General features: G+C 38.9%; 18 protein-coding genes, 1 tRNA gene and 1 pseudogene. 5 read left to right on the top strand and 15 right to left on the bottom strand.

Annotated elements, in window-relative coordinates; all coding sequences use genetic code 11:
- Positions 1 to 436: 436 nt before the first annotated feature.
- Positions 437 to 1,915, top strand: a pseudogene (locus tag U859_RS32350) (serine hydrolase domain-containing protein).
- Between the two features lie 296 nt (positions 1,916 to 2,211).
- Here the strand turns inward: U859_RS32350 and katG are convergent.
- From katG to U859_RS0105945, 8 genes are all read right to left on the bottom strand, one after another.
- Positions 2,212 to 4,479: a catalase/peroxidase HPI gene (katG, locus tag U859_RS0105980; protein ID WP_025142514.1), complete on the bottom strand. Its 2,268-nt coding sequence runs from the start codon at positions 4,477 to 4,479 to the stop codon at positions 2,212 to 2,214.
- 244 nt (positions 4,480 to 4,723) lie between these two features.
- Positions 4,724 to 5,770 (bottom strand): M12 family metallopeptidase, encoded by a 1,047-nt coding sequence (locus tag U859_RS30915; protein WP_025142513.1) that lies wholly within the window; start codon positions 5,768 to 5,770, stop codon positions 4,724 to 4,726.
- Positions 5,771 to 5,798: 28 nt separating this feature from the next.
- Positions 5,799 to 6,026 (bottom strand): hypothetical protein, encoded by a 228-nt coding sequence (locus tag U859_RS0105970; protein WP_025142512.1) that lies wholly within the window; start codon positions 6,024 to 6,026, stop codon positions 5,799 to 5,801.
- 442 nt (positions 6,027 to 6,468) lie between these two features.
- Positions 6,469 to 6,981, bottom strand: a complete 513-nt coding sequence (locus U859_RS0105965; protein ID WP_025142511.1) for a hypothetical protein — start codon at positions 6,979 to 6,981, stop codon at positions 6,469 to 6,471.
- Positions 6,982 to 7,061: 80 nt separating this feature from the next.
- Positions 7,062 to 7,135: transfer RNA gene (locus U859_RS0105960), tRNA-Ala, on the bottom strand.
- A 125-nt stretch (positions 7,136 to 7,260) separates the two neighbouring features.
- Entirely contained in the window at positions 7,261 to 7,467 is a 207-nt protein-coding gene (locus U859_RS0105955) for a hypothetical protein (protein ID WP_025142510.1), read from the bottom strand.
- A gap of 71 nt (positions 7,468 to 7,538) precedes the next feature.
- Complete coding sequence (locus tag U859_RS0105950; protein ID WP_025142509.1) at positions 7,539 to 8,183, bottom strand: chloramphenicol acetyltransferase; 645 nt, start codon at positions 8,181 to 8,183, stop codon at positions 7,539 to 7,541.
- Positions 8,180 to 8,875, bottom strand: coding sequence for an HAD family hydrolase (locus U859_RS0105945; protein ID WP_025142508.1), 696 nt, complete (start codon positions 8,873 to 8,875; stop codon positions 8,180 to 8,182). The genes U859_RS0105950 and U859_RS0105945 overlap by 4 nt, the downstream gene beginning before the upstream one ends.
- Before the next feature lie 78 nt (positions 8,876 to 8,953).
- Between U859_RS0105945 and U859_RS0105940 the strand changes: the two genes are divergently transcribed.
- From U859_RS0105940 to U859_RS0105925, 4 genes are all read left to right on the top strand, one after another.
- Entirely contained in the window at positions 8,954 to 9,598 is a 645-nt protein-coding gene (locus tag U859_RS0105940) for a Crp/Fnr family transcriptional regulator (protein WP_025142507.1), read from the top strand.
- A gap of 303 nt (positions 9,599 to 9,901) precedes the next feature.
- On the top strand, positions 9,902 to 10,510 hold the full coding sequence (locus U859_RS0105935) for a hypothetical protein (RefSeq protein WP_025142506.1): 609 nt from the start codon (positions 9,902 to 9,904) through the stop codon (positions 10,508 to 10,510).
- Between the two features lie 164 nt (positions 10,511 to 10,674).
- Positions 10,675 to 11,184, top strand: coding sequence for a flavodoxin family protein (locus U859_RS0105930; protein ID WP_025142505.1), 510 nt, complete (start codon positions 10,675 to 10,677; stop codon positions 11,182 to 11,184).
- Between the two features lie 59 nt (positions 11,185 to 11,243).
- Positions 11,244 to 11,870 carry a carbonic anhydrase gene (locus tag U859_RS0105925; protein WP_025142504.1) on the top strand — a complete coding sequence of 209 codons (627 nt, stop codon included), beginning with the start codon at positions 11,244 to 11,246 and terminating at the stop codon, positions 11,868 to 11,870.
- Between the two features lie 256 nt (positions 11,871 to 12,126).
- Here U859_RS0105925 and U859_RS0105920 read toward each other — a convergent pair whose 3' ends face one another.
- The 7 genes from U859_RS0105920 to U859_RS0105890 form a co-directional block, all read right to left on the bottom strand.
- Positions 12,127 to 12,891, bottom strand: a complete 765-nt coding sequence (locus tag U859_RS0105920; RefSeq protein ID WP_025142503.1) for an SDR family NAD(P)-dependent oxidoreductase — start codon at positions 12,889 to 12,891, stop codon at positions 12,127 to 12,129.
- A 72-nt stretch (positions 12,892 to 12,963) separates the two neighbouring features.
- Positions 12,964 to 13,803 (bottom strand): 5-dehydro-4-deoxy-D-glucuronate isomerase, encoded by an 840-nt coding sequence (gene kduI / locus U859_RS0105915; RefSeq protein WP_025142502.1) that lies wholly within the window; start codon positions 13,801 to 13,803, stop codon positions 12,964 to 12,966.
- A gap of 89 nt (positions 13,804 to 13,892) precedes the next feature.
- On the bottom strand, positions 13,893 to 15,116 hold the full coding sequence (locus U859_RS0105910; protein WP_029985502.1) for a DUF2264 domain-containing protein: 1,224 nt from the start codon (positions 15,114 to 15,116) through the stop codon (positions 13,893 to 13,895).
- Positions 15,117 to 15,326: 210 nt separating this feature from the next.
- Entirely contained in the window at positions 15,327 to 16,433 is a 1,107-nt protein-coding gene (locus U859_RS0105905) for a glycoside hydrolase family 88 protein (protein ID WP_240183018.1), read from the bottom strand.
- 132 nt (positions 16,434 to 16,565) lie between these two features.
- The gene (locus U859_RS0105900; protein WP_025142500.1) at positions 16,566 to 18,512 is read right to left on the bottom strand and encodes a heparinase II/III family protein; all 1,947 of its coding nucleotides are present in this window, start codon (positions 18,510 to 18,512) and stop codon (positions 16,566 to 16,568) included.
- A 126-nt stretch (positions 18,513 to 18,638) separates the two neighbouring features.
- Positions 18,639 to 20,399: a RagB/SusD family nutrient uptake outer membrane protein gene (locus U859_RS0105895; protein WP_025142499.1), complete on the bottom strand. Its 1,761-nt coding sequence runs from the start codon at positions 20,397 to 20,399 to the stop codon at positions 18,639 to 18,641.
- A 10-nt stretch (positions 20,400 to 20,409) separates the two neighbouring features.
- On the bottom strand, positions 20,410 to 23,727 hold the full coding sequence (locus U859_RS0105890; RefSeq protein WP_025142498.1) for a SusC/RagA family TonB-linked outer membrane protein: 3,318 nt from the start codon (positions 23,725 to 23,727) through the stop codon (positions 20,410 to 20,412).
- Positions 23,728 to 23,947: the final 220 nt, after the last annotated feature.

The following is a 23,947-nucleotide window of genomic DNA, read 5'->3' as shown; positions in this document are numbered from 1 at the left end:
GTAAGGCAGGAGAGAAACCAAAAATAGTATATTTTCCCAAAAACATCAAGTACATGATCAATAAAGACAAAAAACAGGAGCAAATTAACTAAAACCCTTAAAAAAATGAGCAAATAGTGCTTTAACAAACTAAAAAAGCTAACAACTACTGCAAAATAACAACCTATATAACGTCTTTTCTGATGAAAATCGACAAAATTTACAATAATAGCAATCAACTAAGATGTTCTCAAGTGGCTAAGGTGGTTAATTTAACAGCGCAATTTTATTTTGTGACCACCTTAGACACCTTAGCTCACATAAGCATTTCATGAACATACTCCCGCTAGCCATTCAGAATGTTATATCCATTTTCTTCTTCCCTGAGCTTTTATGGATTCGATTAACTGTAACCTGATTTTTGATTTGGTGGTCTAAAGATTAAAACCATCATCTCATGATTCTATATTTCCAAAACAAGTTTTTAAAATCTGTTTGCTTCTGCTTTCTCAGTTTCAGCATCATTACCATTAGCGCAGCGCTCACCTATCCTTTCCAAAGGGTGGATCCTAATCGCAGAAACGATTATTATGAAAATAAGGCTGCCGAAAAGTTGGGTGATTCACTCGATCTGGCATTAAAAAAAGTGGAACAATCGCTGGGCATTACCGATATCAATTTAACGCTAGGCGTAATAAAAGATGGTCAGGTTTTTTTAAAAAAGAATTATGGTTACTCCAATCCGGAAACAAAAACATTATTTTCAGATCGCACGCAGATTTACCTGGCCTCTACCTCTAAATCATTAACAGGAACCCTGGCTGCAATTTTGGATCAAAAGGGGATTATTAAACTTAACAAAAGCATTGCCGATTATCTCCCTGAGCTTACTTTTGATGATAAAAACATTCATACGGAAAAAATTACCATACAATCGTTAATGACCCACACCCACGGAATTAAAAATAACGATGCCGTAGTGTGGACCGCTTTTATCGGTCATAAGGGTGCTGCACAAATCCTCAGCTTACTAAAAAAGTATAGCACGGCTTTACCCAATCAAAACTTCAATTATTCTAATTTAGGCCCTGTAATATATTCCTTAATCGTAGAAAAAGAAATGGGCAAACCCTGGCAGGATGTAATGAACGAACACCTTTTCCGGCCATTGAGTATGCGCTCTACCACTGCTTATTTTTCAAAAGTTGATCCCAGGTATGCGAGTTACGTGATTGATGAATCATAAGGTAAAACAGCAGCGGTATTGGATAAGGCAGACAATTCGATGTCGGCTGCAGGCGGACATTTCAGTACAATAAATGACCTTTTGAAATACCTCAACTTTTTTATCAGCGAAGGGAATTCAGTTAAAGGCATCCTGACCAAGCAGGAGATAAATTTTGCTACCTCGGCAATTGTTCCGCAACAGAACCGCTACCAGAGTTATGAAAGATATGGCTATGGATTAGGCTGGGAACAATCAAAATTTAACGGTGAAAGTTTAACCTCCCGAATGGGCGGTTATAGTGGTATTTCCTGTCATCTATCATACCTTAAAGATCATAAGATTGGCATTGTGGTATTGAGCAATAAAAAAGGAATGGAGGCTTTACCTCACCTGGTTGCCAATTACCTCTACAACACGATGCTGAATAAATCAAATAAAAACAGTATCCTGGAAGAAAATCTGAAATCGCTGAAGCGGAATTTTGACTCCGACCTTCAGGAAACGAAAGAAGTGAATGAAGCTAAAAACACTAAAATCGTAATGGATCAAGTGCTTATAGGTAGCTATGATGGTGGTGAAAAATCAGGGAGTATGCAAATTACTACTGGAGGAAAGGTTTCATGGGGGAACCTAAAAGGAAAATTACATTTATTAACGGATAGTACCGGATTGATCAATTTTCAAACCATGTTACGTTCTTTTCTGTAAAAAGGGAAAGCAATGGTAGTATTGCCGGAGTTTATTCGAATGAACGATATTTTAAGCGCTGAGGTTGATTGTAGAGGATACGTTTAGAGAAATCGTCATTGCGAGAAGGCTTTTTCAGCCTACGAAGCAATCTTACAACGGTCGCTGCCAGCGTACGCTTTAAGATTGCTTCGTGCCTCGCAATGACGACCTTTTTACTTTAGATCTATCAATGGGAATTTAATGCTTATAAATTAATAGATAATGCATTAAGATTCCCGCCTGCGCGGGAATGACGATAATAATTTATGCTAAAATTATTTCAGATCAAAACGATCTGCATTCATTACTTTATTCCATGCAGACACAAAATCTTTTACAAATTTCTGTTGTGCATCTGAGCTGGCATATACTTCGGCAATTGCCCTTAATTCTGAATTAGAACCGAAAACAAGATCTGCCCGTGTAGCGGTCCATTTTGGCTGACCAGTTGAACGGCTGCTACCGATATACAGTTCTTTGTCATCAGCAATGGCTTTCCACTGTGTTTCCATATCCAGCAGGTTTGCAAAGAAATCGTTAGTCAGCTGGCCTGGTTTATCTGTTAAGATCCCGTTTTTTGAACCATCAAAATTGGTGTCGAGTGCTCTTAAACCACCTACCAATACCGTTAATTCTGGTGCTGTTAAATTAAGTAACTGTGCCCTGTCAATTAAAAATTCTTCTGTAGAAACCGGAGATTTAGATTTACGGTAATTGCGGAAACCATCAACAACTGGTTCTAAATAACCAAACGATTCTATGTCAGTTTGCTCTTGTGAGGCATCTGCCCTACCTGGTGTAAAAGGAACAGTAATGGCATGTCCGGCAGCTTTTTCTACCGCAGCAGTACCAGCCAATACAATTAAATCGGCCAGTGAAACTTTTTTGCCATCAAACTGTGCAGCGTTAAATTCCTGTTGAATTTTTTCCAGCACATTTAATACTTTTTGCAGTTGAGCAGGATTATTTACTGCCCAGTCTTTCTGTGGAAGTAAACGAATACGTGCACCATTGGCTCCGCCACGTTTATCGGAACCGCGGAAAGTAGAAGCAGAAGCCCATGCGGTAGAAACCAATTCGGAGATGCTTAAACCACTCGAAAGGACCTTTTCTTTTAAACCAGTAATATCACCTTCATTAATCAATGCATGGTTAACTGCAGGGATTGGATCTTGCCAAAGCAATTCTTCCTTTGGAACATCAGGGCCAAGATAACGGGCAATTGGCCCCATATCACGATGCGTTAATTTATACCAGGCACGTGCAAAGGCATCAGCAAACTGATCGGGATTTTCTAAGAAACGTCTGGATATTTTTTCGTAAGCCGGATCCAGTCTCAAAGAAAGATCGGTGGTAAGCATGGTTGGCAAATGTTTTTTCGAACTATCAAAGGCATCAGGGATAATCGCTTCTGCATTTTTAGCTACCCACTGGTGCGCGCCGGCCGGGCTTTTACTTAATTCCCATTCAAAAGCAAAAAGGTTTTCGAAAAAATTATTGCTCCATTGGGTTGGTGTTGTAGTCCAGGTTACTTCCAGTCCACTGGTAATGGCATCAGTTCCTTTACCAGAAGCGTAACTGTTGCTCCAGCCCAAACCCTGGCTTTCTATGCCTGCAGCTTCAGGTTCTTTACCAACATGATCTGCCGAAGCCGCACCATGCGTTTTACCAAAAGTATGTCCACCTGCAATCAGCGCGACGGTTTCTTCGTCATCCATTGCCATGCGGCCAAAAGTATCGCGGATATCTTTAGCGGCAAGAATCGGATCCGGATTTCCGTCCGGTCCTTCGGGATTTACATAAATTAAGCCCATCTGTACTGCAGCAAGAGGCTTTTCGAGGTTACGCGAGTGCACATCGCCATCGGCATCATCATCGGTTACCACCACTCCATGCGCTTTATCTGCACCATCAGAACCGTGAGCATAACGAAGATCGCCACCTAACCAGGTGGTTTCCGAACCCCAATATACCGATTCGTCTGCTTCCCAAACGTCTTCCCTTCCGCCGGCAAAACCAAAGGTTTTAAAACCCATTGATTCTAAAGCGATATTTCCTGTAAGGATCAATAAATCCGCCCACGAAATTTTGCGCCCATATTTTTGTTTAATCGGCCAAAGCAAACGGCGCGCTTTATCAAGGCTCACATTATCAGGCCAGCTATTTAATGGTGCAAAACGCTGTAAACCAGCTCCCGCCCCGCCACGGCCATCGCCAACGCGGTAAGTACCTGCACTGTGCCAGGCCATACGGATAAATAAGCCACCATAGTGACCAAAATCTGCCGGCCACCAATCCTGCGAATCGGTCATCAATGCATGAAGATCGGCTTTTAAAGCATCCAGATCAAGGCTTTTAAATGCTTCTGCGTAATTAAATTCTTCATCCATTGGGTTGGATAAAGTAGAATGCTGACGCAAAATACTCAGTTTTAACTGTTTTGGCCACCAATCGTTATTTCTGGTTCCACCGCCACCTACGTTGCTCTTCATGCTACCGTTATGAAACGGGCATTTGCTGATCTCGTTCGATTCTTTTTCCATATGTATAATGTTTTGTTAATAAACAGCTAAACATCCTGCTATTGAACAGGAATAATATAAATTTAGAGAATCGGAATAACTAATCCCAATCATTTAATTCTATAATGAAATAGTTAGAATCTATTATGATTCTATATCAGGTTTTTAGGAGCATTTAAATGCTCAGCGTACGAAAAAATAAAATGCCCCATCAAGCATTAAACTTTTTGGGGCATCATGAAACAGGTTTGTGTAGAGATGATTTTTAAAAAGTATTAAATTTAAATTTCTGGTTATTTGCGCCTCCGTAACTCCAGATATTAAGCAGCGTACCATTGGCTGTATTGCTACCCGGAACATCAACATTTTTTGAGGGTACATTACGCGGCGAAATAATATAATATCCGTTGGCTTCAGGTGTGATGTTGAACTGTTGCGAAGGATCACCGGTATTGGTCCTGATTTCGAGTTTTGTTCCATTTGCAATGCCACTCCCAACTACCGTAAGCGCTTTGCTTAACGCATGTAAAGGCGACAAGGTATAATAGCCATCTGCATTTTTGGTTACATTCCACCTGGCATTGTTCGAATTTCCATCGGTATAAATAATCACCTGTGTACCATCGGCCGTAGCACTATTGGGTACATTTAGCAATTTGGTATTATCCAACGCCGACGCAATTTCATAATTGGTGTTTGCCGCTAAGCCTGTATAAGTAAAACCGGTATATAGTTGGTTGATGCCTGCAATATCGGTAGGCGACATGTTGGCTGCCGGATAACTGGTTTGATAGGTTGAACCATCAAGCCTGGTAATGGTAGGCTGGCCATTGCTTGAAAAGGCATAAGGCTCGTACATCATAATCGACTCAAAATCGAAGTTACCGTAATTGGTATAACTGCTCACCGAAACCTGATTAAAATTGAATTCTTTATCATCCGGAATATTTTCGGGATGGATAACCACGTTGCTGCTTTGATCGGTACGGCATTGCTCGTGCATTACGCCCAAAGCATGGAATAACTCGTGTATAATAATCCCAGGCGTATTATAATTATATAAATTGAGGTTCTGGGCGCCTCCAACCATCCCTACTGAAGAACTATTGCCGGTAGATTTTACAAAATTGATGTAATTGGCCTGAGATGTTCGTTGAACAAAGCTAAGCGGCGATACCCTCGCAATGTACTGCATGGCTTTTAGCGAAGAAGCGGTATCTGCACCGAGATTACTGAGGCTGTAATACACAATGGAATTTGTCCACCGTTTAACCAGCGAATTCATAATCAACGCCCTCGCCGTGGTCGACATTGCCGCATTATTATTGGCTTTTAACAGGTTAAATTGTTTGCTCGGTTAAGATTATATCATCTGAGAGGTAATAGATGCCCTTATCTTCTTTGATCAGGATTTTGTTTCCGCCGAAATTAAACTCGTGCATTTGATCCAGCTTTTTTGCAGTGGACTCAACATTACCTTCAATACTTTGCTTTTTACAGCTAAAAATTGAAATACAAAGCAGGATAGCCCAAAATGCTCCCAGGTAATTTTTTTTGTTTGTTTTCATTAGTTTTGTTTTATGGTTAGAGATGATTAAAGTTTCAATAACATATTTTGCTTAACCTCTCCATTAGCGTTAAGCCGAAAAACAAGATTTACCTCCTTCCCAGATGGTGTTTTAAAGAAAGTAATTACCTTAAAAGCAAACCTATATCCACTGAGCCCATCACTCACAAAACCACCTACCCTACAGCAACTTACAGAATAACATAAACGAAGTTAATAAATACTAAACTTAAAAACAGCCATTTATTAACCAGATTACACTGGATTTTGACATAAAAATACAAACAAATGAGTATTTACTACATTATTAAGAAGACAGATTGAAATTTTGGATTTTTTTAGGCCTTTGATTAAAATGCTTACACTTAGATTAGTGTGTGTCTCCATAATCTCTATTGGATTACAATACCAATAAATTTATGATATAAACACATTGCAGCGTTTTACATTGTTAAAATCTGCTTTCTAAAAGCTATTTTTATAGACAAGGAAGTTGATAATTTTATAAAGCCCAGATCTTTTAAGGAAGATAAACCCTCATAAATTTCGTCTATATTGCTATAAAACCGGCCCGACATTTTATACATTAACTTTCCGTTTTTTACCAGATAAAAACATTTGTATTCGCCATACTTATCTTTTACAACCGTATTGATATAACCGTCAAAACGATCAAGGGGATAGGTTCTGGTTATTGGCAATAAGAACATTTTAAAAGAAATCGTTTTTAAATCTGTATCGATGGTGGTGACCTTATAGTTTAACTTCATTTGTGCTAGAATGTAAACCGGCAGCACCATGGTAACGAAGATAACAAATAAACCAAATCCCGAAAATAATGGAACTGGTTTATCAGCACAAAGATTCCCATAAGACGCGAAGACACATACAATTAAAAATGCAGTCAGTACAAACTGACCAATAAACTGGTATGTAGTAAATTTTGACTTGATCATAGATAAGACACGCAGGCTTGGTGATCGCTTTTTAGCATAAAAAAACCTTCTAAAAGTTAATTTAGAAGGTTAAATACGGGTGGAGAATATCGGATTCGAACCGATCACCTCTTCACTGCCAGCGAAGCGCTCTAGCCAAATGAGCTAATCCCCCAAATTTTTGAATGTTCAATAACCAAAGCAAGAATGTGCAAAGGATTATTAAAAACAAGCTTTCCTGCTTGTGCAGCAAAAATAGTAAATACTTTCTCGATTGCAAATGATAATTCATCTTTTTCATTAATCTTTCTGTTTAAAAGCAAACATGATCATAAAACAGATTACCGTAATTGCCGATTGCAGTGGATAATTGATGAACAGGAACAGTATAAATGTAGCAATCAATAACATCACCAAAAACATAATAGCCTTGTATACAGTATCCATGTAACACATGCCTACCATGGCCAGGAGGTAAAAAGGAATAATAACGGCAGCTATAAACATTGCCGAAAATAAATTCCCAATATTAACCTCGTATTAAATATTTTTTAGGTTTAATTTCTTAAAGAACCAAACTAAATATAGGCGCTAACCTCCTTTTTGTTTAATAAATCCTGATAGGCCTCTGCAAACTGACCAACGCTATAGCCATCCATCAGTGCATGGTTTACGTGTATAGAAACCGGCATTATTTTTTTTCCGTTTTCATCGCGAACCTTGCCAAAAGATATTTTCGGACAGCTGTCCTGATAAGAGTAATTACGGGCATGCGATAAGGAAGTGAAATTTAACCAGGGCAAGGCCGAATAATGGATCACGTTTTCTCCTGATGAAGCAGGGATTAAACCGGTAGTAGCCTGTACTTTTTCGATTTCTTTATTGGCTTCGGTTTTAAATTCTTCAAAGTCATTATAGAAATCCATATAACCAAACCCGAAGGTGCCGTTTGGCCGGTTTATGGTAGCCGCAGCATTTACGGTATCGTATTTCCAAACTTCGCCATCTATAATGCGGTAACTAAAAGGTTCTACCCGGTTTACGGCAACCAGCGATTTGTGCAGGTAAAGCAAAAAGAACGAAACATTGTTTTCTTTTGCTTCTTCGTAGGTAGCAGTACAATCTACATCTACGGTAACGCCGAAGAAAGGTTCTTCAAAAGCGCTAAAAAATTTAAAATGATCTTTTCTGATCCAGGTATTTATATCTATTTTTTCTTTCATTCTATTAATTTTGGTAAAACTTCGGCCAAACTTTCCATTTCGTAAAAGTTGGGATGTTCGATGGTATGATCGATACTTTCGTGTACCCAGGTAGTGTGATAGGGAATATGGGCTGCATGGCCGCCAATGTTCAGCACGGGTAAAATATCCGATTTTAAAGAGTTGCCCAACATCAAAAATTCTTCTGCTTTACAATCCAGGTGCCTGATCAGTTTTTGGTAATCCTTTTCCTGTTTATCGCTCATGATCTCGATGTGGTGAAAATAATGGTCGAGCCCCGATTTGGTAAGTTTACGCTGTTGATCGAGCAGATCGCCCTTGGTGGCCACTACCAATCTATATTTTCCGTGTAAAGCTTTCAATACTTCTTCTACACCATCAAGCAATTCCACAGGTTTATTTAGCATTTCTTTCCCCAATTCGAGTACTTTTTCTACAATAATGGGGTCAATTTTCCCCATAGTAATCCGCATCGCAGTCTCAGTCATACTCAGCATAAAACCTTTAATTCCATAACCATAAAGCGGTAAATTGGCCATTTCGGTTTTATACAGTTCAGCCATAATGCTATGGCGGGGCACAAAATCTTCTAAAAGGTCGGCAAACTGCTCTTCGGTTTCACGGAAATAAGGTTCGTTTACCCAAAGGGTATCATCGGCATCAAAAGCAATTACGGTAATCTTATTTTTCATTGTTATGCTTACTTTAGTGGCACAAAAATAGCGCGACACAATCCTTTAAAAAAGGACATTTGTCTCGATTGATAGAATATGTTACGTACCAATCTTACCTTCTTATCCTTTATCGAACGTTTCTGTGCAGAAAATGATGAAGCAAAAATTACGCTCAAAAGCTTTAAAGCAGGCTATCGCTTTATCGAACAGGGCGAAAAAATCAGCAATATTTACGTGATTAAAGACGGGATCAGTAAGTGTTTTATTTCTGAGGAGAACGGGAAGGATTTTATTATCGAATTTTTGGGCAAAGGTGAAGTTGTAGGCGAACTCGAGGCGATAAAAAAGATGGATTGTTTGTGTAATGTGGCGGCAATAAGCGAAGTTACGGCTTATGTAATCCCTGATCATCTTTTCCATTCTCTGATCAGTAAGAGTAGTGAATTTACTACAATCTTACTCCAGGAGCTGTCTACCAGAATTATACAAACCAGTACACGGGCATCATTCCAGCAGCTATATACATTAGAATATGCACTTTTAAAATTGCTTAAACTTCAGGCCGACGAACACATTTCCATCTCGAAAGAAGACATGGCCGCCTACTTAGGCATATCTGTAAGAAGCTTTAACAGAAGCTTAAAGCAAGTGATCGATAAAGGTGGTTTCGATACTCCTGAATTTAAAAATATTTTACAGCTAAGCAACATGAAAAAACTGCTGGAACGGTTGAAGCAATAAAATAGTATTATGGTATAATTATTGCTTAAAAGATATTTGCAAATTAATTGTAACGTTTCGGCAATTTGGTCCGTTTAGGTAATAAATTAAATTTGCAGCCATTTTACTAAACAGACACACAAAAAAACCATATTATACAAATGAAAAACTACAACCACCAATTCTCATTAAGATCTCCAAGTTAATCGGTATTAAGGGCACTTTGCTCATAATACAATGATATATCCTTAATTATCATTTAAATAAGGCGTAAGGCTAAGGCTTATCGCTATTTACATCGATTTCAGCTAATCTTAATCTAACATGAGTGCTTATATTAACATCTACACCAACTCTTTAACAGACGACCTTATTCCAAACATTTTAAAGCGGTTAAACGAACACGAAAATGTGCTGGACCTTAATTCTTCATTTTCATTCAGAAATACAAACGGTAACCTGCCAATTGTTTTTAAATGGGATAAACCAAGTCTTGAAATATTCAACGAAAATAATCTAAAACTGAATTTTAGTGTATCACTTAAATCTTTCGATCTTAAGGAATACAAGAAAAAGCTTTTTAAGGAGAAAATCATTAAACAGAGCTTTGTCCAAAAGATATTAGGATTATTTAAAAAGAAAAAAAGAAAAGTTGCCAAACCTGTAAAACTGAGTGCAGAGGTTGAATCACAGCTTCAAAATTACAGCAAGGTTTTTTCTATAAAATACCATCCTGGCGATGTTTTCGAAAACCATTTTGCTACATTGATCGGTGCAATTATTACCGAACTAAGCAATGGTACTTGTCACTTCACCAAAGAAAATACCTGGTACAATGCAAACAACGTATTGAGAGAATCGTTGGTTAACTTATATACCCTCGAAGAGCTTCCAAATCATATTAATAAAAATGCGGTAGCTGTTGCCAGCTAAAAAAATTTAAGCCAATATTGATGCCTTTTGAATTTTAAGGGTTATTGATATTGGCCTTTTTATTTTGTTACCATAATGAACATCTTATTGGATTTCTTACCTCCATTACGCTTAAAACATTAAACATTTAAGCGCAAAACTTGTTATTTAATAAAAAAACAAGGATGTCCGATATCTTGATTATAAATGGAAGCGCAAGGTTAAATGGGAATACCCAGAAATTTATCGGAAAACTCACCGAAGAAATTGCTTTTGATCAGTTGAATTTGCTGGAGCATTATTTTCTCCCTTACAATTACGAAAACCACTATCCAGCTGAAGATCGTTTTGAAACCTTTGCTAAGGAAATCCTTTATCACAAACATATTATTTTAGCCACCCCGGTTTATTGGTACGCCATGAGCGGAAGAATGAAAAATCTTTTCGACCGCTTAACGGATTGGGTAACTTTAAACAAAGAAGTTGGCCGGAACCTGAAAGGGAAAACGCTACATTTAATTGCCGTAGGTACAGATGCTGATCTCCCTGATGGATTTACCACACCCTTTTTTATGACGGCCAACTATATGGAAATGGATTATAAAGGATATGTTTATATTAATTCGGACGACACGCCTACCGATGAAAAACTTGCAGAAATCAGAAAATCTTTTTTTAGTTTTATAACTACATAAAATTCCAAATAACGCTTATCACAATTTACAAATCCAAAAACGCTATTTAAAGCACAAACATGAATGTAGAAGACGTTTTTAAGAACAATGAAAAATGGATTGCCGATAAACTGGCCATCGATCCTAATTATTTTACCGAATTATCGAAAGGGCAAAGTCCGGAATTTTTGTATATCGGATGCTCAGATAGTCGCGTTACGGCAGAAGATTTAATGGGCATACAGCCTGGTCAGGCTTTTGTACACCGCAATGTAGCCAACCTGGTAAATAATGTAGATTTAAACGTGATGACGGTTTTAAATTACGCCGTACGCCATTTAAAAGTAAACCATATCGTGGTTTGCGGTCACTACAACTGTGGCGGGGTTAAAGCTGCCATGCAGCCTGCCGATATGGGTATATTAAACCCATGGTTGAGAAACATCCGCGATGTTTATCGCATCCACAGAGATGAATTAAATGCAATTGAAGATGAGGGCGCCCGCTACAACAGATTGGTAGAACTCAATGTTCAGGAGCAATGCGTAAACCTGTTAAAAACCGCAGCAGTGCAGGAAGCGATTACTAAACGTGGAATAACCGTTCATGGTTGGGTTTTCGACATCCATACCGGCCGTTTAATTGACCTTAAAATCGATTTTGAAGCTATTTTGAAGGATATTAAGGAGATTTATAACCTCTATTAGTTGGGGCTTAGCATTGGGAGTTTAGAGTCCTGATTGCATAAAAAACCTACGGTGTTTAAATGAGAAAAGTTTGCGCTCGTTTCCGAACGAGTGCATAAATTGCTTTACGATTCTATCGTTTGTAAACGATAAATTATTCAATGCTCGTTAGAAACGAGCGTTAGCTGAATAGCTTAAAAAACCTCGCAGGTATCAGAAACCTGCGAGGTTTGAATATCCCGAATCATCGTTTCAGGACTAAAGACTCCAGACTGACTTACCGTCCCATCCAACCGCCATCAACGGTTAAAATTGTTCCATGTACGTAATCGCTGGCTTGCGAGGCTAAGAATAATGTTGGCCCCTTAAAATCTTCAGGTGTTCCCCATCTTCCGGCAGGGATACGCGATAAAATTGAAGTGCTCCTGTCCTGATCTTCGCGTAATGCCGAAGTATTATCTGTAGCAATGTAACCTGGCGCAATGGCATTTACATTTACACCTTTTGAAGCCCACTCGTTAGCAAAAGCTTTGGTTAAAGAAGCAATTGCGCCTTTACTAGCGGCATAACCTGGCACAGTTATACCACCCTGGAATGAAAGTAAAGATGCAGTGAAAATTACTTTTCCACTACCTCTTGCAATCATTTCGCGGCCAATTTCGCGTGTTAAAATAAACGGAGCAGTTTGGTTTACCGCAATTACCTCATCCCAATACTCATCCGGATGTTCGGCAATCGGCTTGCGCAAAATAGTTCCGGCATTATTTACCAGGATATCGATAACCGGATGATCGGCTTTTACCTTCGCAGCAAAAGCCAGGGTATTTTCGCGTTTACCGAAATCGCACTGATAGGCATAAAATTTTCTGCCTAATGCGGTTACTTCTTTTTCTACGGCACTTCCCTCTAATTCTAAACTGGCAGAAACACCGATAATATCTGCACCTGCTTCGGCGAGTGCTAAAGCCATTGCTTTTCCAATACCTCTTTTACAGCCGGTAACTAATGCAGTTTTACCTGCTAAATTAAATATGTTCGACATGATTTTTTAAAGTTCTATTTTTAAGATCTCTCCATTCCGCTACGCTTCAGTCGAGATGACGGTAAGAAATTATTATTTCAGTTCGGTAATGGCACAATGATCCATATCTCCATAATCAAGGTTTTCACCAGCCATACCCCAAATAAAAGTATAATTGCTAGTGCCGGCCCCTGAATGGATAGACCAGTTTGGTGAAATTACCGCCTGATCATTCTGCATCCAGATGTGACGGGTTTCTTGAGGCTGCCCCATGAAATGGCAAACGCTCTGCCCTTTAGGAACTTCGAAATAGAAATAAGCTTCCATCCTTCTATCGTGTGTATGTGCCGGCATGGTATTCCATACACTGCCCGATTTTAATTCGGTCATACCCATTTGCAACTGGCAGGTTGGCAAAACACTGTTTACCAACAATTTATTAATAATCCTGTGGTTAGCGGTTTCTGGCGTCCCCAACTCTACAATTTCCGCTTCGGCTTTACTTACCTTTTTGGTTGGGTAAGTATGGTGTGCAGGTGCAGAATTGATGTATAATTTAGCGGCTTCGCCAGGGGTAGCAGATTCAAAAAACACTTCTTTTGTCCCTTTACCAATATACAATGCTTCTTTATAGTCCAATTCATATTTTTCGCCATCGGCTGTTACAATTGCCTTTCCACCAACATTGATGATACCCAGTTCCCTGCGTTCTAAAAAGTAGGTTGCTTTTAAATCATCCGGGTTTGGAAGTGCTATTTTCTGATCAACAGGCATTGCACCACCAACAATATATCTATCAAAATGAGATAAGGTTAAATTTACCTGGTTTGCCTCAAACACGTTTTCGATCAGGAAATTTTCCCGCAAAGCTGCGGTATCCATTTGTTTAACTTCTTTAGGGCTTTGAGCGTAACGGCTTTCGAATTTATTCATTGGTTAAAAATTGAGTTTTGAGATTAGGACCTGAACTCATATCACAGATCTTATCCGCAAATATATTTATACGATATTTATTATTAGTATTAATACTCAACTTTATAGTCCTTTTTTATGGTTTCTCCACCCCAGGCTTTTAAACTTGTCCACGGTGCTGGTGCATCTGTCCAGAATTTATTATCGGCAGGCAGTCCTAAGGTTAAAAAGCCAAGACTAGCCATATATAAACTTCCTGTAGAGGTATAGGTATCAGCTACTTCCGGCTGATGGCCGTTAAAGCCCAGCACCAACCATCCTTTGCCATCAAAATTCTGGTTGCCATCGTAAAGATTGTGCATTACTTTGGTTAATGCACCGCGCACCTGTGCAGGCTTTACATATTCGGGTAGTTTTTCCATTAAAGCTGTTTGCGCCAAAGCCTGAAATGCCGCCGTGCGGTAGGTAATTGAGCGCCCATAAGCAGGATAAGTACCTTCAGGCGAAATAATCCTTTCCAGGTATTCGGAGTAACGCACCATTCTTTTTAATGCCAGATCGTAATCTGCCTGTTGTGCCTTTTTCTTATCTACCAAAACTTTTAGCAGATCAACCAGCATCGGGTGGATTACATAAGAATTGTAATAATCCATGCTAAATTTTTCGCCATCACTGTACCAGCTGTCGCCAACATACCATTCTTTCATTTTATTGATCGAAAACTGCACACGTGCAGGATCGTACTGTTCGCCTATACTCAATAAAAAACCTTCCGTAAGACCAGAAAACAATAACCAGTTATTATAGGCACCGCTACGGGTACGCAAGGATTTAAATTCTTCGATAAACCTCTTTTTAGTTACTTCATCAAGCGGTTCCCACAGTGCTTTTGGCGCACGCAAAAAAGAATGTGCCACATAAGCGGCATCAACAATCGGCTGACTTTCTGAGCGGTAACTAATATAATCGGGACTATCTGGATTTACTGAATTGGCCAGGGCTTTTAAAAGTTCGGTGCGCATGGTTTTCCGGAGTTTACCCTCTGCAGTATCATCATCAGGCAGGGCTAACCAGGGTGCCACACCAGCAATGGTTCGCCCCAAAGCCTCTAAATAAGTGACTTTAGCGACGTTTAAGCCATAGCCAGGAGCTTTTTCTAAGGGCATATTCTTTTTTAAAGTTTCGTTGGCGAGGTTATGGATCACCGGGTAAGCAATGCGGTTTAAGGTTTTTACCCAAAAAGCACGGTCTTCGGCGCCGGTTGTGGGTTTCTTTTGTGCATATGCCAACTGCGAAATAATCAGCATGGCAGAAAAAATTAGTTTATATTTCATCAATTTTGTTTTAATCTATTTTATAATAATTCGATTTCCATTAATATACAATGATCTGGCGATGACAAGCTGCCAAAAGTCGTCATTGCGAGAAGGCTTTTTCAGCCGACGAAGCAATCTTTATAGCAAGAACCACTAGCATGAAAGATTGCTTCGTCGTTCCTCCTCGCAATGACGAATCTTTTTATTTACACCTATCGTTTATCAATTCTACAAATACCATTTTTTATACCTGGCCAAAGCCTCTAAATAATAGTAATCGGCATAAATAAGCGGTACGTCTATTTCACTGTTCAATGGGTAGGCACCTGTACTGTGCATCAATAAAAAGCCGCCATTTTCACCTAATTTTGCATGGTAAGCACTGCTCGAAAGCGAATAAATCATGGTTTCAGCTGCGGATTTGAATTCGGTTTTTTCAATGCCTGAAGTATATTGACCAAGCTCTAACAATGCCGAAGCCATCAGTGCACCCGCAGAGGCGTCGCGTTTGGCAAAAGGAATACCCTGTGCATCAAAATCCCAGAAAGGTATTTTATCAGCGGGAAGGTTTGGATGGTTGAGGATAAAATGTGCAATGCCTTTAGCCTGTCTTAAATAGGTTTCATCTTTGGTAAAACGGTACATCATGGTATAGCCATATAAAGCCCAACCCTGTCCACGCGACCATGCCGAACAGTTTGCAGCACCCTGCCAGGTGGCTTTTCTAATCACCTCTCCTGTTTCCGGATTATAATCAACCACATGGTAAGAACTAAAATCGGGGCGGAAATGGTTTTTTAATGTGGTGTTGGCATGTGTAACCGAAATTTCTTTATATTTTTTGTCCCCTCCGTTATCACTCACCCAGTTCATCATTTCCAGGTTCATCATATTATCGATAATTACAGGGCATTCCCATAATTTACTCTTGTTCCACGATTGAATTGATTTTACAGCCGGGCGATATCGGGTAGCTAAGGATTCGGCAGAATGCTGGATAACCGCTTTATATTCTGGTTTACCGGTTAAACGGTAAGCGTTACCGAAACTGCAGTACATCATAAAACCCAGATCGTGGTTTCCGGTATAAGTTTGGTTGGGCTCTATTACTTTTAAGGCCGCTTCGGCTTCCTGTTTTATACCCACATCTTTGGTCTGTTCGTAGATGTACCATAAACTTCCCGAATAAAAACCGCTGCACCACCATTTAATATCGTAGTTTATAGACTTGCCTTTATCGAAACTTTGTGGTGTTTTACCTACCGGAATATTTTTAGCCAGCACTTGATATTGATCGGCCGCAAATTTAAATTCATCTGTTATCAGCTGGTTCATTGGTTTTCTGGTCGTTTGTGCTAAACAGTATGAACTGCTAACTATAATTAAAAAACTCAGAATTTTAATTCTTTTTAAAATCATTTGTAATATCTGTTTAATGTTTACTTAGGTAGTGATTATTTATTATGTTTAGTTATTAGCTTGTATAATTAGTATCCGGGAGTCTAATAATTGCTCTTTAAGCCTGGTTATTAAACGGATCCGATAAATTTTAGATCCCCATGCGGCAGCTAACCTGTTGTCATCAATTTGCTGTTCATCAATTTTCGCTTCAAACTTTTTTTCATCAAAAGCAATTGTTAAACCTGTTTCCAATATAAGTTTACCTTTTTTTATTTCTACAGTTAAGGGCGTTAAAAAGTTCAGCTCGGTTGGCGCCTTATATTCTTTAAGCACAGCTTGATCAACAAGGCTTATTTCATTTTTCGCCCTGTTAAGCGAGATTGTTCGGTTCCACTTTTCAACTGCCGCAGCCGCAGGATAAGCATTGGCGATATTCATCGAAACAGTGGCCAGATTATTCGTATTGTTATATTTAAAATCAGTTGCCGCATATTGTTTGCCATCGTGCTGTTGAACACCATTTATGCTTGGGCAGTTATGCCATTGCGATTGCACATTCCAAAGTTCGTAACGTTTGCTACTGAAAGTTTTGCTGGTGTAAACGCCCACGCCAACATCGATAAGCACCGGCTTACCTTCACTATAGACAATGAAATTCCCTATATCATTATGATTATGGCTTTCTGCATTAGTACCTCCTTTTGCCGCAAAAAATAACCCCTGTGTACTACCCGCTTTTTGCCTCGCATTAAAAACCTGCAGATCGGGCAATATGGCATAAAGTGGATAAGGAGCTTTGGCCGGCGTTAATTTTAATGCCTGATATACATTTGAAATGGCCAGAAAGTCGCTGACATCATCAGCTGAAACCTGCCTGTTTCCAGAGTTAAAAAGGAAAGAAGCGTAATTTTTAAGTTTTTCATCCTTGAACATTACACCGTATTGGTAAACACTTTCCGGATTTTGCCCGTATTTTGAAAAAGCATCTGCAAAATTAACCACATACTTGTCGGCTATTTGCATATTGTAAGTATAAGAGCCAATTTTATGGAGCAGCTCCTTATCGCTCCAATTCAGTTTATTTTCAGATGCCTGATTAAGTATTGTTATTAAACGGATAAGCCTACCGCCGGCCATATCCCAATACGAAGGGCCTTCATCACAACCACCATCCTCTGGATATTGGTTAATAAAATTATCTGTACTTTTTAAAAATTTCGCAGTTAAAGCATCAAGCTGTTTGCCCGGCTCAAGCACCAATAATGCAGCCTGCAAGCTATTTGCATTTATATAGGTATTCCAGTTATTAACAGCATTCCCCTTAAAACCCATCCACCAGAAATGATCAAATTTTAAATATGGGTCAAAAATTCTACGGTTCAGTTCATAAAGGATTCTGCCATTAATTACTTTCGAATAATCTGCAAGTTTTGGTGCAAGCATATTATAAATAGTTGCAACAGTTAAACCTGTTCTCGATGCATTTAAATCAATATAAGGATTTTCGATATTTGCCAGATCTGCACCTTCTTTTTGCACAACAATATGTGCTGGTGCTACCCAGCTACTTTCTTCTAAAATAAGCCAGAGTCCATTTACAATCTGAGGGATATATTTTCCTTTGTTTTCAATAAGTTCTCCCGCAACAAGGTGTGCTAACACTTTTCTGCGTTCACCCTGCAGGTTCTCATAATTAACCCTCGTTCCCGTTAGTCTATAATCAAGATATAAAGAAGCAGGTAAGGATGGCCAGTTATAATTAAATGCTTTTTCGGCTTGTTTTAAAAGTTTTTGTTTCGTGCTATCCGGCAAATCCTGTATAGCTTTTAGCGAATTTACACGTTGATCGTTTTGCCAGGGCTGTAAGTTTGGGAATGCACTTCCTGCCGGATAAACCTTATTGTAAGCCGTAGCTAGCCAATCTCTTTTTACCGTGTTTTGAGCAGCAGCATTTAGAGATAGTAAAATGACGGAGGTTAGAAGCCAAATACTTTTGTTTCTTGAAATCTTCATGGTTGGAATGGTTTTTTTTTATTTTGTGGGATAAAAAAAACAAATAAAAAGTAGGGATTTTACAAGTTGTTTAAATTAAAACAGGCCGCCACCGCAATGGCAGCCTAAAACTAACCAATTATTTATTTAATTTATCCAGCCAGGATTTTGGGTCAGGTTTGGATTTCTTTCTATTTCTACTGCAGGAATTGCCCAATTATACAAGTAATCACCTTTAAACGAATAAGCATATACTACTTTACCCCATGCCTGTTTCACCCCGTTACCGGCATAAAAAACTTTGTCTTTCCAGCTTTTCCACCTCATCTCATCAAAGAAATTAATTCCCTCATTTGGAAATTCTACCCTTCTTTCGTTACGGATCCGTTCTCTTAAATCAGTCTGACCAGATACAAATGTTGGTAATGCACCATTTGTATTTTGAAGTATAGCTACACCAGCTCGCGCTCTTACTTCGTTTACTTTGGCAATTGCTTCAGATGTTAAGCCCTGTTCGTTTAGCGCCTCGGCCCACATTAAGAGTACATCTGCATATCTGATTAATACAAAATCTGTTGGCCCGTAATCTCTCGCCGGTGTTTCAGTTGTACCTTCATAAACATATTTACGATACAGATAGTAAAATAAACTTTGGGTATCAGTACGTAAATCGCCATTTACAGCACCTTCAGCACGATAAGGCCATCTTGAGGTAACTATAGCATTTGCACCGTTAAAAACGCCTACATAAGTTGAGTAAGGCGTAATCACATTGGCTGCTAAACGTGGATCGCGGTTTGCGTAAGCTTGTTGAATACGGGCCTCGTTTCCTGTAGGAAGATAAAGGCTCATTTTAGCTCCCCTGCTTGTTGCGGCTGTAATTTCTGCCGCTGTTAAATTATTTCGGAGAAAGAAAACTTCCCTTTCGGCTACGCTAAGTGTTGAATAACCAGGGAGAACAGCATCCCAGTTAAATTTAGAACCATCTGCATTCTCATAAAGATCAACCAGGTTAGGCGATACATGATAAGTATTCCAGCAGGAACCAAAAGATGAGCGTGTACCACAATAAAACTGAGTGGTAGATCCAAATCCTGTAATACCGATGTTCTGAATAGAGAAAATCATTTCATTTGACTGCTCATTTGCTGTTTTAAACAGGTTACTATAATTGGCAAACAAGCCATATCCTGCATCTTTAACTTTTTGAAAGTCGGCTGCAGCGAGGTCCCATTTTTGCGTATACATATAGGCTTTGCCGCGTAAAGCATAAGCAGCACCTTTAGTTACATGCCCATAAGCGCCATTACCGCTTGCGTAACGATCAGGTAAATTTGGTTCTGCAATTGCGGCACTTAAATCACTGATCACCAATGCCCAAACTTCGGCTTCGGTAGAACGGGGTTTAATGGCTTGTTCTGCTGTAAAAGGCTCAAGGTAAATAGGAACACCCTTATACAATTGGTTAAGCCTTAGATAAAAATAGGCCCTTAAAAATTTACTTTCAGCAATGTATCTGGCTTTTTTCTCTGCTGAAGAAGGTGATTTTAAAGGAATATTCTTTAACGCATCATTTGCCCTTTGAATGCCTTCATAAAGGTTTTGCCAATGCGAGCTGAAGTATCCATTGCTGGCAGTTATGGTTCCTGAAAGTAACGATTCTGCTCCAGAGGTCTGTCCCGTTAAGCCTAAACAATCCATTTGATAAAGTTCCAATCCTGATGCGCCACCTGTGGCCATACCATACCTCATAGCGGCATACACCCCCGTCATCCCCTGATCGGTTAAATTATCGCTGGTCCACATCGTTTCTGATGCAATTTGCGAAGGTGGGGTAGTATTTAATAAATCTTTTTTACAGCCTGTAAATACAGCAATTGTAAATATTATGGTTAAAAATTTTTTCATTGTGTTTCCGTTAAAAAGTAACATTTAAACCTAAAGAATACTGACGCATGGTTGGATAAGATACCCCTGCACCAATTTCGGGGTCTAAGCCAGGATAGTTTGTAATGGTAAGCAGGTTTTCTCCTGAAAGGAAAATCCTTGCCCTGCTCATGGCTGCTTTTTTAGAGATTTTTTCAGGCAGTGTATAACCAATCTGCAAGTTTTTTAATTTTAAGTAAGAGGCATTATATAAATAAAAATCGCTGGCTACCGCCGCATTTTGTGCATCGGTAGTATTTTTAAGCCTCGGATATTTTGCGGTGATGTTATTGGCCGGATCATTTGGATTTGACTCATTGTAATAGTAATGATCATTGGCAATTAAGGTACTCACCGAGTTACCTAATGATACAATAGAGTTATTGTAACCCGTTGCATTCCAATAATACCACATCCCTGCACTTCCAGACCAAAGCATAGAAAGATCTATATTTTTATAAGATAAGTTTAAGCTAAAGCCATAATTATACCTTGGTGTTGAAGATTTATTCATGAACTGTGCATCAACATCATTGCCATAAAGGCCATCGCCATTATTATCCGCATAGATTAAATCGCCATAATAAATTTTGGTTTTGCCTACTCCACCTGTTGGTTGGAAAGTATAACCGGCAGCAATCATGGCATTTAACCAGGCCATATCATCAGTAGTACGGATCATACCATCTTTCGGCCCGCCGTTAATGTTTACTTTACCGTCTGTAAAATAGTTTCCATCGCCTTTATAAACTTTCTGCAAGTAATATTCATTAATTTCGTGCCCTTCTAAAACACGATTTGTACCTCCGCTTGAAACACTGCCCAGATTGGTTTTATACACCCTGTTGCCCAATGCATCAGTTGTATAACCCGCCTGTAGAGTGCCCTTGTACTTTGTTACACGATTAAAGTTGTAGGCAAAATTGCCCGAAACTCCATATTTAAATTCGCCTATTTTACCATTATATCCCAGGGTAAACTCTAAGCCTTTATTAGATACTTCTGCTATATTTTGAGTAGCAGCTGTAGCTGTTCCCGTGGTTAATGGAATGGTTGGTGTAAATAAAATGCCATTTGTATATTTTCTATACAGATCAATTTCAAAATTAATGGCCCCATGAAACAAGTTACCATCCAAACCAATATTGGTTGTGGTTGTACTTTCCCAAACCAGGTTTGCATTTGCAAATTTGGTAGATACTAAACCATTAGACTGAATGCCGTTATAAGAATAATTGGTAGATCCGTAAACCGCCTGATAATCGTAATTACCCAATGAAGCATCGGTATTCATAACATTGTTACCAGTTTTACCCCATGAAGCACGGAGTTTCAGGTTGCTGATGTATTGATCAAGCCCTTTCATAAATGGCTCCTGAGAAATGCGCCATCCGGCAGAGAAGGCAGGGAAAAAGCCCCAGCGACGGCTTTCAGCAAATTTTGAAGAGCCATCGTATCTAAATACACCTTCTAATAAATACCTGCTTTTGTAAGCATAATTTAACCGCCCGAAAACTGAACGCATGGCATAATCATACTCACCACCTGTTGCCGAAGTTACGGCCGTAGCTGATGACAGTGTAGTAATGGTTTCGTCAATTAAACCTTTTTTCGAAGCTCCAAAATTATAATAGTTATAATAATATTGGTTATACCCTGCCAGCACGCTAATGTCGTGGTCTTTAGCAATAGTTGTGGTGTATTTTAAAATATTATCTATGGTAAAACCATAGTTTTTATTGAAACCATAGTTGGTACTTAACTGATCTGGTGTTGTTTTTGCAGATTTTAAGGTGTTAGTCGCAAAGTTCCAGCGTTCGTTGGTAATGCTATGGTTATTAAATTCTTCCTGGCGTGATTGAAAGTTAAACCTGGTTTCGAAATCCAAACCCTTTAAAATATCAACCTTTGCAAAAACTGTAGTATTAATCCGGGTTTCTTTATCATCACCACCTGTGCTATACAGATAAGAAGAAATATTATTAGCGGTAGACGATTCTTCGGCTGCTGCCGGGAAACCATATTTTCCATCCCAGATCGGGTAAACTCCTGGCGTAGTTTGACGTAAAAAGTTGAATGCATTATCGGTATTTGCTAAACCATACGTTTGCATCGAAGCAAAAGTTTGCGTGCCTACAGTTAAAAACTTAGCCACTTTAGATTGCAAATTTATACGCAAACTATATTTATCTGATCCTGTGTTTGCCATTGTACCCGGATTATTCAGATACAATGCAGATAATAGGTATTGCGTATTCTCCGAACCGCCATTTAGAGAAAGGTTATGTTGCTGAACTACATTATTCTCAAAAATAACATTACCCCAATCTGTATTGGGATATGCAATGTAATTTGGCACCCCTTGCGCTGTTAATCCATCAGGATCGGCATTTGCAGCTGCCCATTGAGCAATTGTGGCATCTGTATAAATAGGTGTTTGACCCAAATTACGATAACCTTCATTAACCAGTTGCATATGTGTTATATAATCAGAAACAAAAGTTGGCAAATTCGCAGGTCTGGCAATTGAGGCCAAACCACTGTAGCTCACTGTTGTTTTTCCTTTATTACCTTTTTTAGTGGTAATTAAAATAACTCCGTTTGCAGCCAATGATCCATAAATAGAAGCTGCTGCTGCATCTTTTAAGATTGATACACTTTCTACGTCATTTGGATTAACAGCATCCATGCTGCCAATGATGCCATCTACTATGATTAAAGCGTTATTACTGTTTAATGTTCCTGTACCACGGATTCTAATGGTAGCCCCATCAGATCCTGGTTTGCCTGATGACTGGCGAACAAATACACCCGAGCTTAAACCACCTAATGAAGAAGACAGGTTGGTAACTGGCCTGTTTTCGATAGATTTTGCATCAATGGTTGACACAGAACCTATAACATTAACCTTTTTTTGTACGCCATAACCAACCACCACTACATCATTTAGGCTATTGTTTTGTTCGAGTAAAACAATGTTCAATGTTGTTGATGAGCCAACGGTAACCTCGCGTACATCGTAACCGATATAAGTGAATACAAGTATGCTTTGTACTGAAGGTACTTCAAGGTTAAATTTACCTTCGCCGTTAGTAACCACTGCAGCTGTTCCACCTTTTAATTTAACACTTACTCCTGGTAGCGGACCTCCTAAGTTATCTTTTACCGTTCCTGAAATTTTTATGGATTGAGCATAGGCTGTAAATGCCATAAAACTCAAAAAAACAAGCAGCGAAAATAATTTCACCGGCCAGTAAAAACGGCTCGGTTTTGCTTCTCCAATTTTGAAATGTTTGTAAAGTTTATCCATTTTTTGTTTAGTTGATTAACATTGTTTTTCTTAATCGCAAAAAATTATTGGCATAACCCGTGGCTGCATATAGTTTAAAACTATCTACTAAAAAAGGGAATCAGCTTAAACGGTTTGGTTTTCCTTTAATATTTGGCTATTCAAAATTGTTGTATTAGAAGCAAACAGAGGGGGTAAAATCCTAAATAAATAGGGGTAAAATTCTAAATAAAGCCATAAA

Source organism: Pedobacter jeongneungensis, from assembly GCF_000633455.1.
Lineage (GTDB): Bacteria > Bacteroidota > Bacteroidia > Sphingobacteriales > Sphingobacteriaceae > Pedobacter > Pedobacter jeongneungensis_A.
The sequence above is the reverse complement of the archived record's forward strand: the minus strand, read 5'-3'. Positions and strand labels throughout refer to the sequence as shown.